At 60.4% G+C, this 22,888-nt stretch carries 19 protein-coding genes; 7 read left to right on the top strand and 12 right to left on the bottom strand.

Annotation, left to right across the window (positions count from 1 at the left end; genetic code table 11):
- Window positions 1–53: 53 nt before the first annotated feature.
- Together waaA and ACTJKS_RS08305 are read right to left on the bottom strand one after the other, a co-directional pair.
- Window positions 54–1,328: a lipid IV(A) 3-deoxy-D-manno-octulosonic acid transferase gene (waaA, locus tag ACTJKS_RS08310; protein ID WP_262947752.1), complete on the bottom strand. Its 1,275-nt coding sequence runs from the start codon at window positions 1,326–1,328 to the stop codon at window positions 54–56.
- Between the two features lie 11 nt (window positions 1,329–1,339).
- Window positions 1,340–2,242, bottom strand: a complete 903-nt coding sequence (locus ACTJKS_RS08305; RefSeq protein WP_108181497.1) for a LysR family transcriptional regulator — start codon at window positions 2,240–2,242, stop codon at window positions 1,340–1,342.
- A gap of 102 nt (window positions 2,243–2,344) precedes the next feature.
- Between ACTJKS_RS08305 and ACTJKS_RS08300 the strand changes: the two genes are divergently transcribed.
- The 4 genes from ACTJKS_RS08300 (at window position 2,345) to ACTJKS_RS08285 (ending at window position 5,808) form a co-directional block, all read left to right on the top strand.
- Entirely contained in the window at window positions 2,345–2,677 is a 333-nt protein-coding gene (locus tag ACTJKS_RS08300; protein WP_003221050.1) for a DMT family transporter, read from the top strand.
- Window positions 2,678–2,823: 146 nt separating this feature from the next.
- Complete coding sequence (locus ACTJKS_RS08295) at window positions 2,824–3,999, top strand: NAD(P)/FAD-dependent oxidoreductase (protein ID WP_262947751.1); 1,176 nt, start codon at window positions 2,824–2,826, stop codon at window positions 3,997–3,999.
- Entirely contained in the window at window positions 3,996–4,808 is an 813-nt protein-coding gene (locus tag ACTJKS_RS08290; RefSeq protein WP_182403552.1) for an aldo/keto reductase, read from the top strand. The genes ACTJKS_RS08295 and ACTJKS_RS08290 overlap by 4 nt, the downstream gene beginning before the upstream one ends.
- Window positions 4,809–4,839: 31 nt before the next feature.
- On the top strand, window positions 4,840–5,808 hold the full coding sequence (locus ACTJKS_RS08285; RefSeq protein WP_041065799.1) for a hypothetical protein: 969 nt from the start codon (window positions 4,840–4,842) through the stop codon (window positions 5,806–5,808).
- 90 nt (window positions 5,809–5,898) lie between these two features.
- Here ACTJKS_RS08285 and hldE read toward each other — a convergent pair whose 3' ends face one another.
- The 4 genes from hldE to msbA all read right to left on the bottom strand — a co-directional run bounded on the left by hldE (window position 5,899) and on the right by msbA (window position 10,767).
- Window positions 5,899–7,320, bottom strand: coding sequence for a bifunctional D-glycero-beta-D-manno-heptose-7-phosphate kinase/D-glycero-beta-D-manno-heptose 1-phosphate adenylyltransferase HldE (gene hldE, locus ACTJKS_RS08280; protein WP_440828815.1), 1,422 nt, complete (start codon window positions 7,318–7,320; stop codon window positions 5,899–5,901).
- A 102-nt stretch (window positions 7,321–7,422) separates the two neighbouring features.
- A complete protein-coding gene (gene cysC, locus ACTJKS_RS08275; protein ID WP_262947749.1) occupies window positions 7,423–8,034 on the bottom strand; it encodes an adenylyl-sulfate kinase in 612 nt (203 codons plus the stop codon).
- Window positions 8,027–8,731, bottom strand: coding sequence for a sulfotransferase family 2 domain-containing protein (locus ACTJKS_RS08270; protein ID WP_041065808.1), 705 nt, complete (start codon window positions 8,729–8,731; stop codon window positions 8,027–8,029). Before ACTJKS_RS08270 ends, cysC begins: the two co-directional genes overlap by 8 nt.
- 233 nt (window positions 8,732–8,964) lie before the next feature.
- The gene (gene msbA / locus ACTJKS_RS08265) at window positions 8,965–10,767 is read right to left on the bottom strand and encodes a lipid A export permease/ATP-binding protein MsbA (protein WP_041065811.1); all 1,803 of its coding nucleotides are present in this window, start codon (window positions 10,765–10,767) and stop codon (window positions 8,965–8,967) included.
- Window positions 10,768–10,920: 153 nt separating this feature from the next.
- Here msbA and ACTJKS_RS08260 point away from each other — a divergent pair, with 153 nt between their 5' ends.
- On the top strand, window positions 10,921–12,783 hold the full coding sequence (locus ACTJKS_RS08260) for a bifunctional O-antigen ligase/aminoglycoside phosphotransferase family protein (protein ID WP_262947748.1): 1,863 nt from the start codon (window positions 10,921–10,923) through the stop codon (window positions 12,781–12,783).
- Window positions 12,783–14,000 (top strand): acyltransferase family protein, encoded by a 1,218-nt coding sequence (locus tag ACTJKS_RS08255; RefSeq protein ID WP_108181491.1) that lies wholly within the window; start codon window positions 12,783–12,785, stop codon window positions 13,998–14,000. Before ACTJKS_RS08260 ends, ACTJKS_RS08255 begins: the two co-directional genes overlap by 1 nt.
- A gap of 18 nt (window positions 14,001–14,018) precedes the next feature.
- On the opposite strand, the gene ACTJKS_RS08250 is transcribed toward ACTJKS_RS08255, so the two are convergent.
- Genes ACTJKS_RS08250 through ACTJKS_RS08225 form a run of 6 tightly spaced genes read right to left on the bottom strand, consistent with a single transcriptional unit; the run spans window position 14,019 to window position 21,281 of the window.
- Window positions 14,019–14,903, bottom strand: a complete 885-nt coding sequence (locus ACTJKS_RS08250; protein ID WP_041065906.1) for a glycosyltransferase — start codon at window positions 14,901–14,903, stop codon at window positions 14,019–14,021.
- Window positions 14,904–14,917: 14 nt separating this feature from the next.
- Entirely contained in the window at window positions 14,918–16,072 is a 1,155-nt protein-coding gene (locus ACTJKS_RS08245) for a glycosyltransferase family 4 protein (protein ID WP_041065819.1), read from the bottom strand.
- Complete coding sequence (locus ACTJKS_RS08240) at window positions 16,069–17,505, bottom strand: PIG-L deacetylase family protein (protein ID WP_262947747.1); 1,437 nt, start codon at window positions 17,503–17,505, stop codon at window positions 16,069–16,071. Before ACTJKS_RS08240 ends, ACTJKS_RS08245 begins: the two co-directional genes overlap by 4 nt.
- Before the next feature lie 8 nt (window positions 17,506–17,513).
- Window positions 17,514–18,410, bottom strand: a complete 897-nt coding sequence (locus ACTJKS_RS08235; RefSeq protein ID WP_262947746.1) for an antimicrobial resistance protein Mig-14 — start codon at window positions 18,408–18,410, stop codon at window positions 17,514–17,516.
- The gene (locus tag ACTJKS_RS08230; RefSeq protein ID WP_027611372.1) at window positions 18,410–19,540 is read right to left on the bottom strand and encodes a glycosyltransferase; all 1,131 of its coding nucleotides are present in this window, start codon (window positions 19,538–19,540) and stop codon (window positions 18,410–18,412) included. The genes ACTJKS_RS08235 and ACTJKS_RS08230 overlap by 1 nt, the downstream gene beginning before the upstream one ends.
- On the bottom strand, window positions 19,524–21,281 hold the full coding sequence (locus ACTJKS_RS08225; RefSeq protein ID WP_007967355.1) for a carbamoyltransferase family protein: 1,758 nt from the start codon (window positions 21,279–21,281) through the stop codon (window positions 19,524–19,526). The genes ACTJKS_RS08230 and ACTJKS_RS08225 overlap by 17 nt, the downstream gene beginning before the upstream one ends.
- Window positions 21,282–21,658: 377 nt before the next feature.
- Between ACTJKS_RS08225 and ACTJKS_RS08220 the strand changes: the two genes are divergently transcribed.
- Complete coding sequence (locus ACTJKS_RS08220) at window positions 21,659–22,864, top strand: hypothetical protein (RefSeq protein WP_262947743.1); 1,206 nt, start codon at window positions 21,659–21,661, stop codon at window positions 22,862–22,864.
- Window positions 22,865–22,888 lie beyond the last annotated feature (24 nt).

The raw sequence follows: 22,888 nt of genomic DNA, 5'->3' as shown, positions 1-22,888 counted from the left end.
GCCGCTGCGCAACCCATCGGGGATAAATCCCCTCGCCACAATGTTCCAGGCGACTATTTGATCAACCGGCCCAGCCCATCCAGCAGCCGCTGCAACGCTCCCTGATTACGGCGCATCACCGCCAGTCCCGCCTCGGCCATGCGCTGGGCATCGCGCGGCAATTCGAACAGGCGCTGCACTTCCACCGCCAGCCCTTCGGCGTCATCCACTTCGGCCAACGCCCCGGCCTCGCGCAACTGCGCGGCGATGTCGAGGAAGTTGAACAGGTGCGGGCCGCTGAGCACTGGTTTTGCCAGCGCCGCAGGCTCCAGCAGATTGTGTCCACCGTTCGGCACCAGACTGCCGCCAACGAAGGCGCTGTCCGCCAACGCGTAAAGAAACAGCAACTCGCCCATGGTGTCGCCGAGCAGCACCGCGGTGTTTGCCTCGACATTGGCACCGGTGGAACGACGCACCGTGGCAAAGCCTTCTCGCTGGCATAACTCGAACACCGAATTGAAACGCTCGGGATGACGCGGCACCAGAATCAGCAGCGCATTCGGGTAATTCGCCAGCAGGCGACGATGGGCGTCGAGCACCACTTCGTCTTCGCCTTCGTGGGTGCTGGCGGCGATCCACACCGGGCGTTCCAAGGCCTGCCATTGGCCGCGCAACTCATGGGCGCGCTGCAGCAGTTGCGGATCGATGGTCAGGTCGAACTTGATCGAACCGGTGACCTCGACCGTCTGCGGACGCGCGCCGAGATCTCGGAAGCGCTGGGCTTCAGCCTCGGTCTGCACCGCGAAAAAACTCATTTCAGTGAGCATCGGCGCGGTCAGCTTGCTGAAGCGCCCATAGCCCCGCGCCGAACGCTCGGACAGACGACCGTTAGCCAGCGCCACCGGTATCCCGCGTTTGGCGCACTGATGAATGTGGTTGGGCCACAGTTCGGTTTCCATGATCACCGCGAGTTTCGGTTTGGCGTGATCAAGAAAACGCGCCGCTGCGCACGGCAAGTCGTATGGCAGATAGCAATGCTGGATGCGCGGCTCGCTGGCGAACAGTGCCTGTATCCGCTCCGATCCGGTCGGGGTCATGCAGGTCACGGTGATCGGCAGCTGTGGATAACGTTGCAGCAAGGCGCGAATCATCGGTGCAGCAGCGATGCTCTCTCCCACCGATACCGCATGCACCCAGATGCCTCCGGGTCGCAGTGACGGCATGCCATAAGAGAAGCGCTCGCCAATCCGTTTGGCATACGCCGGAGCCTTGCGCGAGCGCAGCCACAGCCGAATTGCCACCAATGGCAGCCCCAGGTAAAACAGCGCGGTGTAGAGAGTTCTATTCATGGCGGCGGAGTTTATCGACTTTTGTCGCCGATCGCCCGCAAGTGCACGGCAAAACGTTCCGCCAGCCACCTTGCGGCAGGGCCGAGAGGTTCGTCGCGGCGCCAGACCAGTTCCACCACCAGCGCCGGCGGCGTCCATTCACTGTCCAGCTCAACCATCAGGCCCTGATAGGCCGAATACTGCACCACATGCCGGGGCAGCCACGCCCAGCCGAGATCCCGCACCAGCCATTCGGCCATCACATAGAAACTGTCGGCACGCCACACCTGCGGGCTGGCTGGCTCGTTGCCGGGATAGACGCTGGTTTGCGTCGACATCAGCAATTGCCGATGCTGCGCCAGCTGCTGGCAGGTGACGTAGGACTGCGCCGCCAACGGATGATTGATACCGCAGACGGTGACCATTTCCACCCGCCCCAAGACCCGACGTTCCAGCGCTTCGGGGATTTCATCGTGATAGAACAGCAGGCCCAGATCGGCACGGCGTTCGACCAGTTTGCGCGCCACTTCGCCCTGAGCGGCGCTGGTCAGTTGCACTTCGAGGCTGGGAAATTGCCCGGCCAGCGCATCGAAGCTTTCCACCAGTGCCTGATAAGGCATGGCCTCGTCCTGGGCCACGCGCAACTGCGCCTCCTGACCGCGCATCATCGCCATCGCCCGACCGTTCAGACGCTCGCATTGACGCAACACTTCTCGCGCCTCTTCGAGCAGCGCCTCGCCGGCTTCGGTGAGCCTGGGCTGGCGACCACTGCTACGCTCGAACAGGCTGACGCCCAGATCATCTTCCAGCAGGGCAATCGCGCTGCTGATCGCTGACTGCGCCTTGCGCTGCTGGCGTGCGACGGCGGAGAACGAGCGCTGTTCGGCGACGCTGACGAAGGCGCGCAATTGTTCCAGATTCCACTGGGTATTCATTGATCGACCCATCTTCAAAACAGATAGGTAATGACTTTACCGCATCTGGCGAATCACTAGAATGCCGCCTCAGCAAGCAACGTTTTACATGAGGATCTACACATGAACGCCTACGCCTTTCTGGCTATCGCCATCTGCGCCGAAGTGATCGCCACCGTTTCGATGAAAGCGGTCAAAGGCTTGAGCACCCCGCTGCCGCTGATTCTGGTGATCGTCGGCTACGGGATCGCCTTCTGGATGCTGACCCTCGTTGTCCGCACCGTGCCGGTGGGTGTCGCCTACGCCGTGTGGGCGGGCATGGGCATCGTCATGGTCAGCGTCGCGGCGCTGTTCATTTATGGGCAGAAACTGGACGTGCCAGCGATGCTCGGGATGGCGCTGATCGTGCTCGGCGTGGTGGTCATCCAGTTGTTCTCCAAGACCGCAGGGCATTGAAGAAAAAGATCGCAGCCTTCGGCAGCTCCTACATTGGAATGCATATCCCTGTAGGAGCTGCCGAAGGCTGCGATCTTATTTCGCCTCTGAGCTCCGATCCCCGAGTCTGTATACTGCGCCCTCGTCTTGAACACTGAGGTCGTTGCATGCCATCCGTTATTTCCACCGACGTTCTGATTGTCGGCGCTGGTGTCGCCGGCCTCTGGCTGAACGCGCGTCTGCGCCGCCAGGGTTTTTCGACCGTGCTGGTGGAAAGCGCCAGCCTCGGCGGCGGGCAGAGTGTGAAGTCCCAGGGCATCATCCACGGTGGCGCCAAATACGCGCTGCACGGTGCACTGACCGGCGCCTCGGAAGCCATCGCCGACATGCCGCGCCGCTGGCGTGAGGCGCTGGCCGGCAACGGCGAGCTGGACCTGTCCGGCGTGCGCGTGCTGTCCGAAGCGCATTACCTGTGGTCGCCCGGCACCCTCGCCGGCAACCTCACCAGTTTCTTCGCCAGTAAAGCCGTGCGTGGCCGAGTCGATCAGGTCAAGGGCGATCAACTGCCGCCGGCGCTGCAAGACAAGCGCTTCAAGGGCAAGGTCTATCGCCTCGCCGAGTTGGTAGTCGACGTGCCGAGCCTGATCCAGCGTCTGGCCGATCTGGCCGGCGACGGTCTGCTCGCCGGACAAACCATCGAGCCGCTGCTGGAGGCGGGCGTGCTGGTCGGCCTGAAGGTCGACGGTCGTGAAATCCACGCCCAGCGCATCGTGCTCAGCGCAGGGGCCGGCACCGCGCAGTTGCTGGAAGACCTGGGCCTGACCCAACCGGCGATGCAACGCCGACCGCTGCACATGATCATCGCCAAAGGCCCAAGCCTGAAGCCGTTGTACGCCCATTGCCTGGGTGGCGGCACCAAGCCGCGCATCACCGTCACGACTCACCCGGCCGCTGATGGCAACTGGGTCTGGTACCTGGGCGGCGACATTGCCGAGAGTGATGGTGTGGCCCGCGAGCCTGCCGAACAGATCGCCACCGCGCAGAAAGAACTCGGCCAATTGCTGCCGTGGATCGACCTGAGCCAGGTGCAATGGGCGACCTTGCGGGTGGATCGCGCCGAGCCGCTGCAAACCGGCCTGACCCGCCCGGACAACGCTTTCCTTGCCGAGCAGGGTCGCCTGCTGGTGGGCTGGCCGACCAAACTGGCGCTGGCACCGGACTTTGCCGACCGGGTCATCGCCTCACTGGAGCGCGACGGCATTCAGCCGCAACCTGCCGAAGCATTGCCGGCACTGCCAAAACCACCGATGGGCGTACCGGCCTGGGAGCAATTGTTGCCATGAGCGTAGCGACCCTGCACGAACTGCATCGCCCGCTGGGCAGCACCGGCCTGCTGGTGTCCCCGCTGGGCCTGGGCACGGTCAAGCTGGGCCGCGACCAGGGCGTGAAATACCCCAACGGTTTCCAGATCCCCGACGATGACGCGGCACGCTTGCTGCTCAATCAGGCCAAAGGTTTGGGCATCAACCTGATCGACACTGCCCCGGCTTATGGCCGCAGCGAAGAACGTCTCGGCCCGTTGCTGCGCGGCCAGCGACAGGACTGGGTGATCGTCAGCAAGGTCGGTGAAGAGTTTGCCGACGGCCTGTCGCGCCATGACTTCAGTGCGGCGCATACGCGGATGTCGGTCGAGCGTAGCCTGCAACGTCTTGAAACCGATTTTATCGACCTGGTGCTGGTGCACTCCGACGGCAACGATCTGGCGATCCTCGAGCACGAAGAGGTCTACGCCACCCTTGCCGCACTCAAGGCCGAGGGCAAGATTCGCGGGTTCGGTTTCTCCGGCAAAACCGTCGAAGGCGGGCTCAAGGCGCTGGAGCAAGGGGACTGCGCGATGGTCACCTACAATCTGAACGAACAGAACGAGAAGGCAGTCATTGACTATGCTGCTGCCCACGGCAAAGCCATTCTGGTGAAGAAGGCCCTGGCCAGCGGCCATGTGTGCCTGAGCCCCGGCGTGGATCCGGTACGCGCCAGCTTCGAGCTGTTGTTCCAGCAGCCCGGCGTGGCCAGTGCTATTGTCGGGACGATCAATCCGCTGCACCTCGCCCATAACGTTGCGACCGTTGCCCAGGTCCTTCGTGGTCACTGACGCCGCCCCGCGGCCTTAAGCAGGAGCCGACATGCCGCGTACGCTCATCAGAAAGAACCCGAGCAACTTCAAGACACTGCCGCTGTTCGTCGAGGCCACGCCCGAGGGGCTGAGCTATCAGAGCGTCGGCATGCCGCTGAATTTCGCCCAGACCTTGCAGCGGCGCAAACCGGTGAGCGTGGCGGATGCCGAGCGTTTCGCGGTGGAGCTGGCCAACCTCGGTGTCTCGGTGCGCCTGACCCTGCATTGGCAGAATCGCGACTACTGGGTGCTGGTGCGCCAGCGTCGGCAGGATCGCGGCGACGTGGTGCTCAAGCTGATTTCCGGTTACGTGCCGGCCCATGAGCTGAACATCCCGCTGCACACCGCAATTCAAGAGATTGCCGAAGAGTGCCTGCTGGAAACCCCGGAGGGCTGGCTCGGCGGACGATTCAACGACACGTGGCTGCCCGCGCCCTACTCGTCCGCCCTGCATTATCGCGAAGCGCTGCCGTTTCGCCTGACGCCGTTGTCCGGCTCGGCGCGGCCGGTGCGCTGCGCCAATCTGCAATTGCTCGAACGGCCCCGGGCCTATGTGCATTTGCCCACCGCGTCGCTGCAACTGATCTACGACCTGCGCCTGGAAGTACCAAAAGAAGCCAAATCGCTGAGCCTGTTTCATGTCGATGAGCGGCTGGAGGGTGATCAACTGGTGGCGCGCCTGGACCGCAAGCGTCCGGATCTGTACCTGATGCCGTTGCAGGATGGTGAGCCGCTGGCTGAGCTGTACACCTTGAAGAAAGGTCAGCTGTCTCCGGCCGGCACGCGCGGTCTGTATCTGGCCGAAAGTTTTGCCAGACAGGATGGCTGGCTGGTGCGCGAGGAGCGGATTCGCTGGAAGGACTGGCTGCGCCAGCAAGGCCTGACGCCGCCGGAGAAACCCACAGGCCTGGCGCGGTTGCGCGGCAAGGCGAAGCAACTGCTGAAGAAGATCGTACCGCGCAAGAAAGTCAGTTCCTGAAACGCAAAAGATCGCCGCTTGCGGCAGCTCCTGCAGGGAAGCGCATTCCAATGCAGGAGCTGCCGCAGGCGGCGATCTTTTCAGCTTGAATCAGTGACCGCGAATTTTCTCCACGATCGCCGTGGTCGAGCTGTTTTCCACCAGCCCCAGCACTTTCACCGTGCCGCCGTAAGCCTTGACGATGTCGGCGCCGACCACCTGGTCGATACCGTAATCACCACCCTTGACCAACACATCCGGTTTGACTTCGCGCAGCAGGTTTTCCGGGGTGCCTTCCGGGAAGCTGATCACCCAGTCCACCGCACCGAGGCCGGCGAGGACCGCCATGCGGCGGTCGACACTGTTGATCGGACGCCCCGGCCCTTTCAGGCGGCTGACCGAGGCGTCATCGTTGATCGCCACGATCAGACGGTCGCCCTGGGCGCGCGCCTGCTCGAGGTAGGTCACGTGCCCGGCGTGCAGAATGTCAAAGCAGCCATTGGTGAAGACGATGCGCTCGTTATGCGCGCGAGCATCGGCCACTGCCAGCACCAGTTGCTCCAGCCCCAGCACACCGCGTTCCGAACCTTCTTCACGCTGGATCGCGCGACGCAGTTCCGGAGCGCTGATTGCTGCAGTACCGAGCTTGCCGACCACAATACCGGCGGCCAGGTTGGCCAGCGCCACCGCGTGCGGCAGTTCTTCACCGGCAGCAATTGCCGCCGCGAGGGTGGAAATCACCGTATCACCGGCACCGGTCACATCGAACACTTCACGGGCACGGGCCGGCAGGTGCAACGCCGGATGCTCCGGACGCAGCAGGGTCATGCCGTGTTCGCCACGGGTGACCAGCAGCGCGCCGAGTTCGAGATCGTGCATCAGGGCGGCGCCCTTGCTCACCAGCTCGTGCTCATCGGCGCAACCACCGACGATGGCTTCGAATTCGCTGAGGTTCGGCGTGATCAGGCTGGCGCCACGGTAGATCGAAAAATCCTTGCCCTTGGGATCGGCCAGCACCGGAATGCCTTTGGCCCGGGCCGCCTGAATCAGGGCTTGATGGTTCTTCAGCGCGCCTTTGCCGTAGTCCGACAGCACCAGCACCTTGATGCCTTCGAGCAGATCATCGACCTGCGAGACCAGGGCCAGCGCATCGGTGGCAAACGGTTCTTCGAAGTCGATACGCAGCAATTGCTGGTGCCGGCTCATGACCCGCAGTTTGACGATGGTCGGCTGATGCGCGATGCGCTGGAACAGGGCACGCACGCCCGCGCCCTTGAGACTGTTGCTCAGGCTGTCGGCGGCTTCGTCATCACCGGTCACACCGACCAGCGACGCCGGCGCACCGAGCGCGGCAATGTTCAAGGCAACGTTGGCAGCACCGCCCGGACGGTCTTCGATTTGCTCGACTTTTACGACCGGAACCGGTGCCTCAGGGGAAATCCGTGAGGTTCCACCATGCCAGTAACGGTCGAGCATGACATCGCCGACCACCAAGACTGGGGCTTGATCGAATCGCGGCATGGACAACTTCATGGAGCAACCCACATACAAAATGAACAGGGGCGCGATATTAACACAGGGTTGGCGCAGGCTTGAGTGCAGCCTGCAACAGGATGAAACAGTCCGTTACTTTGCTCATTTTTTGAGCACCAGCGCCGCCAGTTGCTCACAGGATTCGGACAACTCCAGCGCCTCGGTGTCGATCTGCCACTCAGCTGCCAATGGCGCCTCGTAAGGACTGTCCACGCCCGTAAAGTGCTTGATCCTTCCTTCCCGCACGGCCTGATACAAACCTTTCGGATCGCGACGGGCGCAGACTTCCAGCGAAGTGCTGACGTGCACTTCGATGAAATCACCCTGGGCAAACAACCTGCGCGCAGCATCGCGTTCGGCGCGAAACGGCGAAATGGCCGCAACGATCACTATCAGCCCGGCGTCGACCATCAACCGTGCTACCTCGGCCATGCGCCGGGTATTTTCCCGGCGGCAGGCGTTGCTCATGTCCAGGTCGCGACACAGGCCATTGCGCACATTGTCGCCATCGAGCAGAAAGGTGTGCAGACCCGACGCATGCAGGTGCAGTTCGAGGGCATTGGCCAAGGTTGACTTACCGGCGCCGGAAAATCCGGTCAGCCACAGGCAGCGTGGGCGTTGCGCCTTGAGCGCTGCACGGGCCTGATGCGACAACGCCAGACCGTAAGGCCGAATGGCCGGGGCTTGCATCGGCATTGACAGGAACTCATTCATAACCGAGCAACTCGTAATCACGCTGATAAACCCGACGCACCAGACGCCGGGTGCGCACCGTACAGAACTCCCGCGCCGGCATCGTTTGCCTTTCCCGCGAGCCGTTGACGTGAGGCAACTCGCCAGTCAGCCGCAACTGTTCGCAAACCAGACGAAAATCCCGCGCCAGGTGCTCCTGATAACCGATGAAGTCCAGCGCCAGATGCCCCAGCGAATCGGTAAGAAAGTCGGTCTGTGCCGCAAAGTGCAATTGCCGGGCAATCGTTTCCGGATGCAGCCAGCGCGCGACAAAATCGTCGAAATCCCGGTACTGCCGCACCAACTGCTGCGCCGAATGGTCACGCGCGCTCAACTCGTTGCCACGCAAAAAGGCGTAGGCCGAATAGGCGCGCTCCAGCGGGTCGCGGACAAAGGCGAACTTGAAGGCGTTGGCGAACTGCTCGGGGAATTGCTCTTCGTACCAGTACAACGGCAAGTGCCCGGGACGCCAGCCGTCGAACAACGCCGTGCAAACGCTGCTGCCGGCACATTTCGGGACATGGATGAACAGGCAGGAGCGCTGCTGGAAGGGCTGGGGAAACGTCAGGTTGGCCGACATCGACTTGTTCACCACCTGCCGATCGACCACCGACAGGCGCCCGAGCAGAAAGGCTCGCTGCGGCTTGGGCAGCAGTTTCCAGAGATAGCGTTGCAACATGAAAGCACCCGCGCGACGGGGATGGCCCCCTCGATAAAAGTCAGAGTTCAGTGAGGAACCTTAACAAGCGCGGTGTCCGGATTTATTCCGGTTTGGTCAAGAAGGGTAAAGGTCTGGATACAAACGACTGTGGGAGCGAGCCTGCTCGCGATAGCGGGTGAACATGCGACACGGACGTCGTCTGTTGCAGTGCTTTCGCGAGCAGGCTCGCTCCCACAGGGCAGGGCCTGGAATCAGGCGATATCTTCGGCCGGCGCATCCAGGCCCATGGCGTTGAGGCGCGCGTAGTAACCATTTTGCGCCAGCAACTGATCATGGGTACCACGCTCGACAATCCGCCCCTGATCCATGACCAGAATCAGATCGGCCTTCTCGATGGTCGACAGACGGTGAGCGATCACCAGTGTGGTGCGACCCTTCATCACCTGATCCAGCGCGGCCTGAATATGCCGTTCGGATTCGGTGTCGAGCGCGGAAGTAGCCTCGTCGAGAATCAGCAGCGGCGCGTTCTTGAGCAGCGCGCGGGCAATTGCCAGACGCTGGCGCTGGCCACCGGAGAGTAATACACCGTTCTCGCCGACCTGAGTGTCGAGGCCTTGCGGCAGTTGCGAAATGAAGTCCATCGCGTAGGCATCACGCGCGGCTTTCTCGATGTCTTCACGTGGCGCACCGGCCAGATCGCCATAAGCGATGTTATTGGCCACGGTGTCGCTGAACAGGGTGACGTGCTGGGTCACCTGAGCGATATGACGGCGCAGGTTGAGCAGCTTGTACTGCTCGATTTCCACATCGTCGATAAGGATTTCACCCTTGTCGTGGTGATAGAAACGTGGAATCAGGTTGGCCAGCGTTGACTTGCCGCTGCCGGAACGGCCGACCAGCGCGACCATCTGTCCCGGCTGGACCGAGAAGCTGATGTCGTCGAGCACCTGACGCTCGGTGCCCGGGTAGGTGAAGCTCAGGTTGCGCACGTCCAGGCGACCGCTCACCGAATCGCGCTCGACGGTGCCCGTATCGACTTCCGGCTCGACGTCCAGTTGCTCGAAGATGCTTTCGGCACCGGCCACGCCTTTCTGGATGGTCGAGCTGACCTCGGACAATTGACGGATCGGCTTGGGCAGCAGACCTGCCAGGGTGATGTAGGCGACCATGTCACCGGCCGAGGCGTCACCGCGCAGGAACAGCACGAGGAACATCAGCACCGCCATGGCGGTGTAGATCACCAGTTGCAGCATCGGCGTGTAGATTGCGCCGGTACGGGTCATGCGCAGTTGCTTGTCGGTGTTGCTCTGGCTGGCGTTGAGGAAACGTTGCTCTTCGTAAGCCTCGCCGCCGAAGCTGCGCACCACGCGATAACCCTGGATGGTTTCCGAGGCTACATGCGTGACATCGCCCATCGCCAGCTGGATCTTCTTGCTCTGCTTGCGGAATTTCTTGCTGGCGGTGCGCACCATTACGGCGATGAGCGGCAGGATCGCGACCATCACCAGGGTCAGCTTCCAGTTCATGAACAGCAGCGAGGCAAACAGGAAGATCACCGTCATGCCTTCACGGATTACGACCTTGATCGCATCTGTTGCCGCCCCCGTGACCATGGTCACGTTGAAGGTGATACGCGAAATCAGATGACCGGAGTTATGCTTGTCGAAATAGCGGTTGGGCAGCACCAACAGGTTGTTGAACAGCTGCACACGCAAGTCATGCACCAGCCCGAGGGAAACCTTGGCCAGGAAGTAGTTGCCAAGATACGAACCCAGCCCCTGCCACGCGGCGATCAGGATGATCAGCAGCGGGACGGCCTGCAGCAGTTGCAGGTCACGCAGGTAGGGCACGGAGGGAAACAGCACCGCTTCAGGATTGGACAGGCCATCGACAAAGTACTTGAGGATGTAGCCGAGCATCGGCTGCGTCGAGGCGAAAATCAGAAAGCCGACGATGCTGATCAGGAACAGACTGATGTACGGCCGGACGTAGCCGAGCAGGCGGAAGTAGATTTTCAAGCTCGAAGGGCTTGCGGCGGGACTGGAGTCGGTCATATCACGCGAAAGTCGATAAAAAGGACGCTGACTTTAGCACAGCTTCTTCAGGGTTCTGGCAATCGGCGAAAGGCTGTTATTGTTATGCACCTTTTCTGCATCAAATAGCCATCACTCGAATGGTCGATCAACCTCAGGAATGAATCTCACAGCATGCAACTTCGCGGCTTCAGCGGTACGTCCAATCGAGTTTTCGATTTCATTAGCCTGTGGATACTCCCCACCGGTTATTTCCTGCTCCTGTGCGCGCTGTTCTTTTTGCCGGGCCGAAGCCTTCATCACAAGTTGTTCTACGGGCTGTTCAGCATCCCGACACTGATCGCACTGTGCCTGCGCCCGCGTGAGCTCAAGGAGCTGCTGCGCGAGCCGATTTTCATCGCGGCCCTGCTGTTCGCTGCGTGGGCGTTGCTCAGCCTCGCCTGGGGGCCAGGCGGCGAGCCGCTCGGCGGAATGTTCAAGCCGCCACTGCATACCTTGCTGCTGTTTGCCGGCAGCTACCTGCTGGTGCGCTACCGCGCCGACATCCTGCAACCCTTGCTGTTCGGCGCAGCGCTGGTCGCCCTGATTGCAACCACCATTTTCCTGTTCATGTTCGCCCGGATCTATGAACCGGGGATGCGCCTGATTGGCGGCGGCGCCTTCGATAATCCGCTGCTCAGCTCTCACCTGTTCGGGTTCTTCAGCGCCTACTGGCTGAGCGTGACCATGACCTGCAAGCGCCGCCAGATGATGTGGCTCAGCGTACCGGCGATGGCCGTCATGTTCATGGCGGTGATCGGCACCGGCTCCAGAACGCCGCTGGTAGCACTGACCATGGCCGCGTTGTGGCTGTGTTTCATTTGCTGGAACCGACGTTCGGTAGGGTTATTGATCGCGCTGGCCCTGAGCGGCGCGACCGTTCTGACCCTGTTTGCGCAGATGATCATTGAACGTGGCGATTCCTACCGCCTGGAAATCTGGCAAAAAGTGCTGCACATGATTGCTGATCACCCCTGGATCGGCCATGGCTACAGCGCCAGCCTTTCCGTCGACCCCGGCAACGGTGTCAGTTTTCAGGAGCCGCACAGTTTTGTCCTGGGGGTTCTGTATTACGTCGGCATCATCGGCCTGCTGCCGTGGCTGTTCTTCCTGCTATGGGGCCTGCTGAGCAGTTGGCGTCAGCGTGTACAGCCCATGCTGATCATTGCTTCGACCTGGCTGATATTCGGTATCGGCGCAGGTCTGACAGAAGGTGGCGGGATCATTTCGCGGCCCAAGGAGCACTGGTTCCTGCTGTGGATCCCGCTGGCACTGATCGCGGCGCTGAGCATCAATCAACGCGCGCGGCGCCTGTTGACCCTGCCCGTGCAAAAGCTGTCGGTGACAGGCCTTGAGCAATTGAGCCGCGAAGCCCGGATCATCGAAGAAGACGGCCTGGGCCCGAAAGTCCTGTGCCTGAACGATGGCAGCTTCCTCAAACTGTTCCGTCGTCGCCGCTGGTACACCTCCGGCAGTTTCAACCCCTACTCCGAGCGGTTCGCAGTCAACAGCGAACAACTGCGCCAGATGGGGATTCCCACCCCGCAAGTATTGAACGTTTACCGTCTTGATGATGGCAGCAGTGCCGTGCATTACGCACCGTTGCCTGGCCACACCCTGCGCCAGGTGCTGCAGAGCATTACCGCCCCGGCGGTGCGTCAGGCGTTGATCGAACGCTTCGGCAAATTCATGGCGCAATTGCATGAGAAAGGCGTGTACTTCCGCTCGCTGCACCTGGGCAACGTACTGGTACTGGAAGATGGCGAGTTCGGCTTGATTGATCTGGCCGACCTGCGCATCTTCCCGACCCCGCTCAGCCTTTCGATGCGTCAACGCAATTTGCGTCATATGCAACGTTACACTGTCGACAAACGCTGGCTGTTCGAGGATCACCTCGATGCCCTGCTCCAGGGATACGCTGTGACGGCGTCCAAATCCGCAGTTGAAAACCTGCACAGGCAAGTGCTGGCCGGCAACGCCCCGGCCCGAGTTCAGTGATGATCGAAACCAATCCTCTTATTGCGCTGGCAGCCTACCTGCTGGCCATCGTCACCTCCGCGCTCCTGTTGCGCGCGGTGCCGAAAATTGCTCGGCACCTGCAGCATTCCGGCGAAAGCCGCTATGCGAGCATCGACGGTCTGCGCGGCTATCTGGCGTTTGGTGTGTTCGTGCACCATTCGATCATTACCTGGATCTTCTTGCGCACCGGCGTGATCGACTTCCCACCGAGCAACTTCTATTCGATGCTGGGCCAGGGCAGCGTCGCGCTGTTCTTCATGATCACCGGGTTCCTGTTCTGGAGCCGCTTGCTCGCGCAAGGCCGCAACCATGACTGGCTGGCGTTCGGCGTCTCACGGGTATTTCGTCTGTACCCGCTGTACCTGCCATTGATGCTGCTGGTGTTCGTCTCGATCTTCCACTTGCAGAGCTGGCAGCTGAAAGAGCCGGGGCTGGAAGTGCTCAAGCAGGTTCTCGCCTGGCTGACGTTCGACCGCCCGGACATCAACCAGTACCGACACTCCGGCATGCTGATATCCAACGTCACCTGGACGCTGGCCTATGAAGTGTTTTTCTACCTGGCACTGCCATTGGCCGGACTGGTGTTCATCTACCGCGGCAGTTGGTTGCAAGTGGTGCTGTGCCTGATCGGCATCTACGCGCTGTACCAGATCATCGGTTGGGAGCATTCGCTGAAGAAACACTTTCTGGCGAGCTTCCTCGGCGGTATCGCCGCCGCGTACTGGATTCGCCGCCCGGCGCTCGTGGCATGGAGCCAGTCACGCCTGGCGAGCATCATCGCCGTGCTCGCGCTGGTGATTGCGTTCACCGCGTTCAGTCGGGCGTTCAAGACTGCGCCGCTGTTTTTGCTGACGCTGTTTTTCGTGATCGTGGCGTCCGGCAACAGCCTGTTCGGCGCGCTGAAACCACGCAGCATTCGCTGGCTCGGCGAAATCAGCTACAGCACTTACCTGCTGCACGGTTTCGTCCTGTGGCTGATGGTGCAACGGCTGCCGCTGCTGCTGGATATCGATGCGCGGGAAACTTCGGTGTACCTGCCCCTGGTGGCGATCTGCACGTGCCTGCTGATTCTGATCAGCAGCGTGACCTTCCTCTATATCGAGCAACCGGGCATGGCTGCCGGCAAGAAGGTTGTGCATTGGTTGCGCCAGCGCCAGAAGGGCGAAAAGCGCCTGCCGGAGAAAGTCGCTCGCTGAGTGCGAGCGACCATGACCTCAGTCCTTTTCCAGCGGAGAAAAGAGCAAACGCCCCAAGCCGCGCCAGGTCTTCTTGTTCCAGGCCTTGAACGGGATCTGTGCCAGCAGTTCGCGGGCCAGCTTGCGATTGCGGTTGGCGGTCTTGAGGAACATCGAGTTCAGCGCCTTGAAGCGTACTTCGTCATACAGCGGATGATCGCTGAACAGCGCATAGGTGCGCAGAATGTTCTCGATCATGAAGCGATGGTTCTTGTACGAGTTGGTGGCGTGCTTGCGGTAACGCGCCATCACCACGTTCAAACCGTCAATGAAGTAACCGGCGCGGGTCACCTTCAGCTCGATGTACAGATCCTCAAGGCGAATCGTCGGATCGAACCCACCCACCTTGTCCAGCGCCTCACGCCGGATCATCAGTGTTGGCGCCGGTGGATACGGCTTGCGCTCAAGGAACATATCGTCGAAATCCAGACGGCGGAACGGTACGTCGCGGCGCTGACGCTTCTCCGGGTAAAGGCTGCCATCGGCGTGCATCAATTCGATGTTGCCGGCGCAGATCCCGACTTCGGGCTTGCCGGCCATGTACGCCACCTGGGTGGCGATTCTCTCCGGGTACATGATGTCGTCGGAGCCGAATGGCACGATCAGGCTGCCCTTCGAACGGGCGATAGCGCCATTGAGGGTATTGGTCAGGCCCTGATTCTGCTGCACACGAAAATCGAAACCGTACTGCGCCTGCAACGCGCTGATGCGTTCGACACTGTCGTCCTTCGAGCCATCATCGACCACCAGCAGCTCGATGTTCTTGTAGGTCTGATTGAGGACGCTGAGGATGCTTTCCTCGATATACGGGCCGTGGTTGTACGAGGCGATGATCACCGTGACGAGGGCGTTGGCTTCACTCATGACTTGCTCTTCGCTCACGGCTGCTCCTTGCGGGCCTGTTCCAGGCCAGAATCGATCAAGTCCAGGTATTGCTGACGGAACACCTCGATGTCGTGTTGTTCTTGCAGGTAGCGATAAGCCTGCTCGCCCTTGGCCTTGAGTTCTTCATCCGATAGCGCGAGGTAGTTGTCCAGCGCGGCGACCAGACTCGGTACATCCTTGGGTGTAATCGCCAAGCCACCGGCGCCTTCGATCAGCGGCAACATGGCCGGCACATTCGAGGCGATCACCGGCAGGTGTCCGCTCATGCCTTCGAGCAACGCCAGACCGAGGCCCTCGGCCAGCGACGGCATGGTCCAGATGTCGAACGCACGCACGTATTGCAGGGCGTTTTCCTTGAAGCCCAGCAAGTGCGCACGCCCGCTCAGGCCCAGTTGTTCGATCTCGGCCGCCAGCGGCGCCTGCAGGCGCCCTGCTCCGATGATCGCCAATTGAGTGTTCGGGTATTTGTCTTTCAGTGCAGCGAACGCCTGCAGCAGATAAGTGTGCCCCTTGACCGACACCAACCGCCCCAGCGCGCCAATCAAACGCACATTCGGGTCGAGGCCCAACAGTTCGCGAGCTTTTTCGCGGCTGTGCTGCAAGCCCTCGGCCTGCTCGATGTCGATGGCATTGGTGATGGCGTAGGTGTTCTGGTCGGTGAAGCCGCAGTCGCAATCGAGCAGGTACTGCTTGACCGCCGGTGACACGCCGACGAAGCGCCAGTGCCGATCGATCAGACGCTGGGTCTGACGACGTCGGTAAAAGCGGTCGTATTCGCCGAAACCGTGGGAGATGCCAATGCACAGCGGCACCTTCAACCAGCGGTTGAGCGCCAGCATCATATTCACCGGCTTGAAGCGGTTGCAGATCACCACATCGAACTTTTCCCGACGGCAGAACTTGTACAGCTGCCACATCGCCCGCAGGCGCATGCCTTTGAGCGACTTGTCGGAAAACTCGAAGTACACCGAACGGTCAGCCCGGCTCACCGGCTCGCCCGGCCCCGGTTTGCCGCGCAGGAACGCCGCCGTGACTTCATAGCGATCAGCCGGTAACGCCTTGACGATCTGCTCGGCCAGGTCGGCGAAATCATGGGCTTTGACGTTGTAGTCGGGTTGCAGCTGCAACACCTTGGACCGTTGACTCATGACTCTCCCCGCTGATCGCCCGGTTCACCGTGCTTCAATAACCAGAACAATTCCTGGCGTCTGACCGCTTTTCGAAAAAACTCGTTTTCCCCGTATACCGAGCGTGTCCGCCCGGCGAGCAGGCGCTGAATCACGCGGCGCAGGCGGCGCTTGAATGGCGCCGGTGGTTGCAGGTCATGCATCATGCCCAGCGCCATGGCCTTGTCCCGCTGTTGTTCAAGGGACAGCGACAGGCACAGCGGCTGCATCGGCGCCGCCGCATCGAAGGCCGGCGGCAAGGCAATGCCCTGCCCGGTGTTGCCCATCGGCCAGCGGTCGTTGTCGTGCAAATGGTTGGCGTAACCGAGCAACGTCGGCTGCCAGTCGAGACTTTGGAGCGCTTGCAAAACCGCTTGCTGGGCGCAGATATGATCGGGATGCGGATCAAGGGTCGGGTGCGGCAACACAATCACGTCCGGACGGGCGCGCAGCAGCACTTCACGCAGGTCGGCCAGCAGGTTGTTCCAGGTCGGCGCACCATCGGCGTCGCCCGGCAGAGTGAACGGATTCAACTGACGAAACAGGCGCGTGTCATTCAAGTCCGCTTCGCGCGAGCCTACCGCCTGATTCGGCGCAGCTTGCATCGCGGCCAGTTGCAGGCAGAAGTAACCGAGTTGCACGCAGTGTTCCTGAGGTACGCCGGCCCAACGTGGCACGGCGAGGCTGTCCCAGGCCCGCAGGCGACCCTTGAGTCGCGCCGCTTCGACCTTGTTCAGGCCCATCTGCTGATAGTGCTCGGCTTCGATCTCGCCTGCGGTCAGGGTGACAATCCAGGCTTCATCGGCCTGACTGTACAAACCGTAGGCCGCCAGCTCGGCGTCGTCGGCGTGTGGTGCAATCACCATCACCCGTTGACGGCGGTAGTCCCGTTGCTCCAGCGCCCACAAAACAGGCTCGCCAGAGACCCGGCAGAAGCGCCCGCGCAAACGCAACTGACCTTGCGACAGGGTTTGTGCCTGACCACTGAGGTTCAGGTAACGCTGGCCATTGACCCCGCGTTCGAAGGTTTGCGCATCCGGATTCGCCCCGCCGAGCAGTTCGACGCGCGGATCGAGGAAACGTCCCAGCCAAGTGCTTTTAACCTTTACCGCGAGGATCAACGTCGCTTCGTCGACCAGCATCACACCTTCATCCAGACGCAATTGTTCGCCGTTCAGATGCACCTTCGGCTGCGGTGTAAACGGCGGAAAGCTGTACTGGTAATCGTCTTTCGGCGAATAGAACAGGTGATCGGCAAACCACGATTCATGGGCGATCCAGCCGACCACCGCGAGCACCAGCGGCAACCACCACGCGACCAGCACACCGAGCGCAATCAACACGATCAGGGCGATCAGCAAGGTGACGCGCTTGTTGCGGCGATGACGCTTGAGCAGTTGCTGTTTGCGGCTCATGGGCTGACTCATACGGTGAACACCGGCACGGGATTGCACCAGCGATCCTTGTATTCACGGTCGGCGCGACCGAAGGAAAACCGCAACGGCTTGTTCAGTGCTCGCGCCTGTTCCCAGGCGCTTTGCGTATTGAGGAAGCTCAACACACTGCCAGGGCTGAATTCGCGGGTCTCGGGGTCGACGCCGCCGTTGATGTACTCGACGCTGATCCACTCCGGCGCTTCGACGCGGTACACCAGTTGAATCGCGATCGGCGCATCATTGAGGAAAATCACCGAACCGATCAACAGTTCGCGCAGCAGCTCGATGACCTCGGCCATGCGCGCCGCGCCGGTGGCCGGAAAGCCCCAGCGGCGCTGGAACAGATCACAGTAGATCGCCGCCAGCTCGGCACTGGAAAACTCACTGACCGGGCGCACCAGTCCACCCGCCTCTTCCAGCAGGCGCAGTTCGCGGCGCTGGTTGTAGCGAAACTTCTTCGACAATTCTTCGGGGGTGCGGGCCATGGCCAGTTGTTCGGTCTGCAACTTGAGGCCGCTGAAGCGGTTTTCGTTGAGCGCCGACAGATAGCGTGCGCGATGGCGCAGCGGCGCCTGGGCATCGGCGGCGGCCGGCAGAATCAACTCGGCATTGCCGAGGTCGAACAGGCCTTTCTTGCCGTTGCGCTTGAGCACGTCTTTGGACAGCGCCAAATCACGGCCCCAGGTCGGGATTGCCGCTTTGACTTCGCCGTCCTGCTCCCAGGCCAGATAACGCACCGGGATGCCGGCCAGATCAGCCAGACGCTCGACGACCAAAGGATGGGTCGCGACACTGCCGCCAAAACGCTGCCAGGCGGTGGCATAGGTGGAGGCGTCAACGGGCGACCAGCCACGTTCGCGCCAGCCTTGAAATCGGTTGAGCATCAGCCCCTCGGTGCCAGATCGGTAACTTGCGGCAGACGCCAGAAGGTGTCGCGCACCGCACGGTCGGAGAAACGCTCACGCAGACGATCGAGCATCAGCTCGGCGCACTGCCGGCGTTGCTGATCATCCATACCGGCCAAATGTTGCAGGCCTTGTGCAAGGTGTTCGGCATCGCCCAGCGGAAACAGAATGCCCACGCCTTCGACCACTTCCTTGGCCCCGCCACAGGCAGTGGCGAGTAACGGCACGCCGGCGGCCATGGCTTCAAGCAACACCATGCCGAACGGTTCGTGATCGGAGCTCAAGGCGAACACATCGAAGGCGCGGAAGTAATTGCGCGCGTCCGGCACCTGACCGAGAAACAGCACCCGGTCACCGATGCCCAGTTCGCGCGCCAGCTCCTTGAGGTCCTGCTCCAGACGGCCCTTGCCGAGAATCACCAGCTGACTGTTGCCCGGCAAACCCGGCAACGCTGCAGCAAAACCGTGCAGCAATGTGGCCTGATCCTTGTCCGGGTGCAGCCGTCCAACGTTGCCGACAATGAACGCATCCGCCGCCAGACCGAGGGTCTCGCGAGCCTCGCGGGCTGACACCTGACTGGCCTGCAAGGCCGGCACATCAATGCGGTTGTACAAGGTCTGGATGCGGGTCGACGGCCATTTCGGCAGGCAGCGCCGCATGTCGTCGCGTACTGCGTCGGAGACGCCGAGCAGGCTCAGACGCTTGCGGAAAATGTGCGCGAACAGCTTGCGCGTGCCGCGTTTGTAATCGTCAAACGCGTGGTGCACGCCAATCACCGGCAGCGACGTGCCGAGCAAAGCGATGTAGATCGGCTTGAAGCGATGGGCGATGCAGAAACTGAAATTGCGTGAAGCGGCGATCTTGCGCAGATCACCGATGGCGCCCAGCTTCAGGCCACGAATGGCCTTGGAGCTGTATTCCATGAACAACACTTCATCGGAAGCACACGCCGCGGCCACCTCGCTGTCGGCGGCCCCGGTCAGAAAGACCGTGGTCACCCGATAACCGGTGCCCGCGAACAGGCTGGCGTACTGCCGTGCGCAGTCGAGGAACGGCCCGTCATAGCCGTGACAGAACTGCAGCACATGGCGTTCAGCCGAGCGAGTCATAAGCGTTTGCGCCCTCTTTGACCACCAGAATGTCTTCCATGATCAGGTACTGCAGATCGGAGCCGAAGAACATGTTCAGCGCGTCGGTCGGCGAGCAGATCATCGGTTCACCACGACGGTTCAACGAGGTGTTCAACGACACGCCGTTGCCGGTGAGGTTTTCCAGCGCCTTCATCATGTCGTAGTAACGCGGGTTGTATTCGCGCTTCAGGACCTGGGCACGGGAAGTGCCGTCTTCGTGAACGACCTCCGGCACGCGGGTCTTCCACTCTTCAGCCACTTCGAAAGTGAAGGTCATGAACGGCGCCGGGTGATCGATCTTGATCATCTGCGGTGCCACGGTGTCGAGCATCGACGGGCAGAAAGGCCTCCAGCGTTCGCGGAACTTGATCTGGTGGTTGATGCGGTCAGCCACACCGGCCACGCTCGGGCAACCGATGATCGAACGACCACCGAGCGCACGCGGGCCGAACTCCATGCGGCCCTGGAACCAAGCCACCGGGTTGCCATCGACCATGATTTTGGCGATCTGCTCCGGCATGTTGTCGAGCTTGCGCCAGGTCGGCTTGTTCTCGTGACGGGCGCACGCGGCGATCACGTCTTCGTTGCTGTACGACGGGCCGAGATAGACGTGTTCCATCTTCTCGACCGGCACGCCACGGGCGTGGGACACATAGGCCGCTGCGCCAACCGCGGTGCCGGCATCGCCGGACGCAGGCTGGACGAACAGCTCCTTGATGTCATCGCGGGCAATGATTTTCTGGTTCAGCTTGACGTTCAATGCACAGCCGCCAGCGAAGGCCAGCTTGCCGGTTTCCTTGAGCACATCGCCCAGGTAGTAGTCGATCATCTGCAACGCCAGTTTCTCGAACAGCGCTTGCATGCTCGCGGCGTAGTGGATGTAAGGTTCGTCGGCGATATCGCCTTCACGCTTCGGACCCAGCCACTCGATCAGCTTCGGCGAGAAGTAGAAGCCTTTGCCCTTCTCTTTGTAGCGACGCAGGCCGATCACGTTGGCGTAGTCGGTGTTGATCACCAGCTCGCCGTTCTCGAACGAGGCCAGACGCGAGAAATCGTATTTGCTGGCGTCGCCGTACGGCGCCATGCCCATGACCTTGAACTCACCGTCGAGCATCTCGAAACCGAGGAACTCGGTGATCGCGCCATACAGGCCGCCGAGGGAGTCCGGATCGAAGAATTCCTTGATCTTGTGGATCTTGCCGTTTTCGCCGTAACCGAAGAAGGTCGTGGCGTACTCGCCCTTGCCGTCGATCCCGAGGATCGCGGTTTTCTCTTTGAAACCCGAGCAGTGGTAAGCGCTGGAGGCGTGAGCCAGATGGTGCTCGACTGGTTCGATCTTGATCTTCTTCGGATCAAAACCCAGTTGCTCCAGGCACCAGACGATCTTGTTGCGATAGCGCTTGTAGCGACGGTTGCCCATCAGGATCGCGTCGAGGGCGCGATCCGGCGCGTACCAGTAACGCTTGGCGTAGTGCCAGCGCGCCTTGCCGAACAGGCTGATCGGGGCGAACGGAATCGCCACCACGTCAACGTCGGACGGCTTGATACCGGCCTGTTCCAGGCAGAACTTCGCCGATTCGTAGGGCATGCGGTTCTTTGCATGCTTATCGCGGACGAAGCGCTCTTCTTCAGCCGCCGCCACCAGCTTGCCGTCGATGTACAAGGCGGCTGAAGGGTCATGGCTAAGGGCGCCGGACAGGCCAAGAATCGTCAATGCCACAGGGTCTAGCCTCTTTAGTCTGCATTCAGGCGCGATGCGCCTTGAAAATTGATGTGCCCTCGCACCGGGCGAGAGACAGCTAAAGGGCGGGATTATAGCGTAAAGATGACGGGAATGACCCAGAGGTTAATTGACACGGGGAGAACGCTTTCGCCTTGCCTGAGCGACAGGCTGGCATGCCCACGCTCAGCGCCGTCCCTTCGCACACTTTCCGAAGAGTTTCCCTGGCGCAGTAGCGATAACAAATATTGTTTAAACACCGCTGGTCGCGACTGTCATTTCTGACAGTAGCCCACAACAAATCATTACGCTTATATCTAGACAGCAGGTATTGCCACTCGCGCATTTGTTATTAATTTCGCATAGGAAAGCAGACAATGAACACACTAACCAACTCTAAAAACAACAACGCCCCTGACCCGACTTTTGGCGTTGAAGGCAAGGTACTTTTCAATCTACCAGGCATATCAAATCCTGGCTCTTCCGTATTACAAACCGATGGGAAAATCCTCAGCGTTATTGCAGTCGGAGATCGTCTGGCGCTCGTACGACATCTGAATACCGGCGTTGTAGACAGCCTTTTTGGCGATCAGGGCATAAAGTACATCGACCTTGTCCCTCGTCAGCCCATCACAAAAGCATGGATTACCCTGCAATCCGATGGCAAGGCCGTTATATTTGGCTCTTTCGGCCGTTTAGATAAGCTCGTGCATAATGTGTTTCTTATCAGAGTTCTGCCCGAAGGTGATCTCGACCTCTCATTTGGTGAGGGTGGTCGACTCATCTTTAATGAATCTTCTGGAAAGCAAAAATGTAATTGTATTGCAATACAGGACGACGGGGAAATTGTGTTCGTGAGCACAGAGGTTTCCGGCGTTGAGGACGACAAAGTCATTATCCGACGCATTCTCGATAACGGTAAGCCAGATAGCAGCTTCGGGTCGAATGGCGAAGTGTATGCCGGCAAAATTTACATCTCGTCAATACTCACATTGAAGTCTGGAAAATTGCTCTTTGCAGGATCCAGAAATGGCAAGCTGATGTTTACCCGCTACTTGGAAAATGGCGAGCTTGATACTTCCTTTGGCGACGATGGATTTGCCATCATTCCTGTAAAGAGCAGTCTGGCAGCGCAGATCACAGGAATTGCACAACAATCGGATGGAAAATTTGTCGCTTCGGGTCATGCCCGCTTTGAGGGCAAGGAACAGCCTCTGGTCACTCGCATCCATTCAGATGGAAAGCTGGACGATTCATTTTACGGGGGGACACCTAACATTGAAGCGTATGACGGCGGCGCCATACACTCGACAATAACCATTCAGTCCGACAACAAAGCTGTAGCTGCCGGAGCGTCGTTCGGCAATGCCGAAAGAGCCGATTTTATGCTGATGCGCTATCTCGAAAACGGAAAAGTAGACCCCACTTTTGGCACCGACGGGAGAATCATGACGAATCTTGGGGGGATTGATCTGGCCAACCGCATCCATATACAAAACGACGGCAAACTTCTAGTAACAGGGGATGTGACTGAATACCTGACAACCAGCTTTGCAGGAATGGTGCGCTATCTGAACACGTAAAAAACAGCACAGGCGTCGCCTTTC

It is taken from the genome of Pseudomonas sp. 22189, from assembly GCF_052045635.1.
GTDB lineage: Bacteria > Pseudomonadota > Gammaproteobacteria > Pseudomonadales > Pseudomonadaceae > Aquipseudomonas > Aquipseudomonas parakoreensis.
Note: the sequence above shows the minus strand (reverse complement) of the source record. Positions and strands in the feature narration are given on the sequence as shown.

Excerpts from the sequence above, each read along its gene's own strand:
- waaA (WP_262947752.1), bottom strand. The coding sequence starts at position 1,328 with ATGAATAGAACTCTCTACACCGCGCTGTTTTACCTGGGGCTGCCATTG.
- ACTJKS_RS08305 (WP_108181497.1), bottom strand. The coding sequence starts at position 2,242 with ATGAATACCCAGTGGAATCTGGAACAATTGCGCGCCTTCGTCAGCGTC.
- ACTJKS_RS08300 (WP_003221050.1), top strand. The coding sequence starts at position 2,345 with ATGAACGCCTACGCCTTTCTGGCTATCGCCATCTGCGCCGAAGTGATC.
- ACTJKS_RS08295 (WP_262947751.1), top strand. The coding sequence starts at position 2,824 with ATGCCATCCGTTATTTCCACCGACGTTCTGATTGTCGGCGCTGGTGTC.
- ACTJKS_RS08290 (WP_182403552.1), top strand. The coding sequence starts at position 3,996 with ATGAGCGTAGCGACCCTGCACGAACTGCATCGCCCGCTGGGCAGCACC.
- ACTJKS_RS08285 (WP_041065799.1), top strand. The coding sequence starts at position 4,840 with ATGCCGCGTACGCTCATCAGAAAGAACCCGAGCAACTTCAAGACACTG.
- hldE (WP_440828815.1), bottom strand. The coding sequence starts at position 7,320 with ATGAAGTTGTCCATGCCGCGATTCGATCAAGCCCCAGTCTTGGTGGTC.
- cysC (WP_262947749.1), bottom strand. The coding sequence starts at position 8,034 with ATGAATGAGTTCCTGTCAATGCCGATGCAAGCCCCGGCCATTCGGCCT.
- ACTJKS_RS08270 (WP_041065808.1), bottom strand. The coding sequence starts at position 8,731 with ATGTTGCAACGCTATCTCTGGAAACTGCTGCCCAAGCCGCAGCGAGCC.
- msbA (WP_041065811.1), bottom strand. The coding sequence starts at position 10,767 with ATGACCGACTCCAGTCCCGCCGCAAGCCCTTCGAGCTTGAAAATCTAC.
- ACTJKS_RS08260 (WP_262947748.1), top strand. The coding sequence starts at position 10,921 with ATGCAACTTCGCGGCTTCAGCGGTACGTCCAATCGAGTTTTCGATTTC.
- ACTJKS_RS08255 (WP_108181491.1), top strand. The coding sequence starts at position 12,783 with ATGATCGAAACCAATCCTCTTATTGCGCTGGCAGCCTACCTGCTGGCC.
- ACTJKS_RS08250 (WP_041065906.1), bottom strand. The coding sequence starts at position 14,903 with ATGAGTGAAGCCAACGCCCTCGTCACGGTGATCATCGCCTCGTACAAC.
- ACTJKS_RS08245 (WP_041065819.1), bottom strand. The coding sequence starts at position 16,072 with ATGAGTCAACGGTCCAAGGTGTTGCAGCTGCAACCCGACTACAACGTC.
- ACTJKS_RS08240 (WP_262947747.1), bottom strand. The coding sequence starts at position 17,505 with ATGAGCCGCAAACAGCAACTGCTCAAGCGTCATCGCCGCAACAAGCGC.
- ACTJKS_RS08235 (WP_262947746.1), bottom strand. The coding sequence starts at position 18,410 with ATGCTCAACCGATTTCAAGGCTGGCGCGAACGTGGCTGGTCGCCCGTT.
- ACTJKS_RS08230 (WP_027611372.1), bottom strand. The coding sequence starts at position 19,540 with ATGACTCGCTCGGCTGAACGCCATGTGCTGCAGTTCTGTCACGGCTAT.
- ACTJKS_RS08220 (WP_262947743.1), top strand. The coding sequence starts at position 21,659 with ATGAACACACTAACCAACTCTAAAAACAACAACGCCCCTGACCCGACT.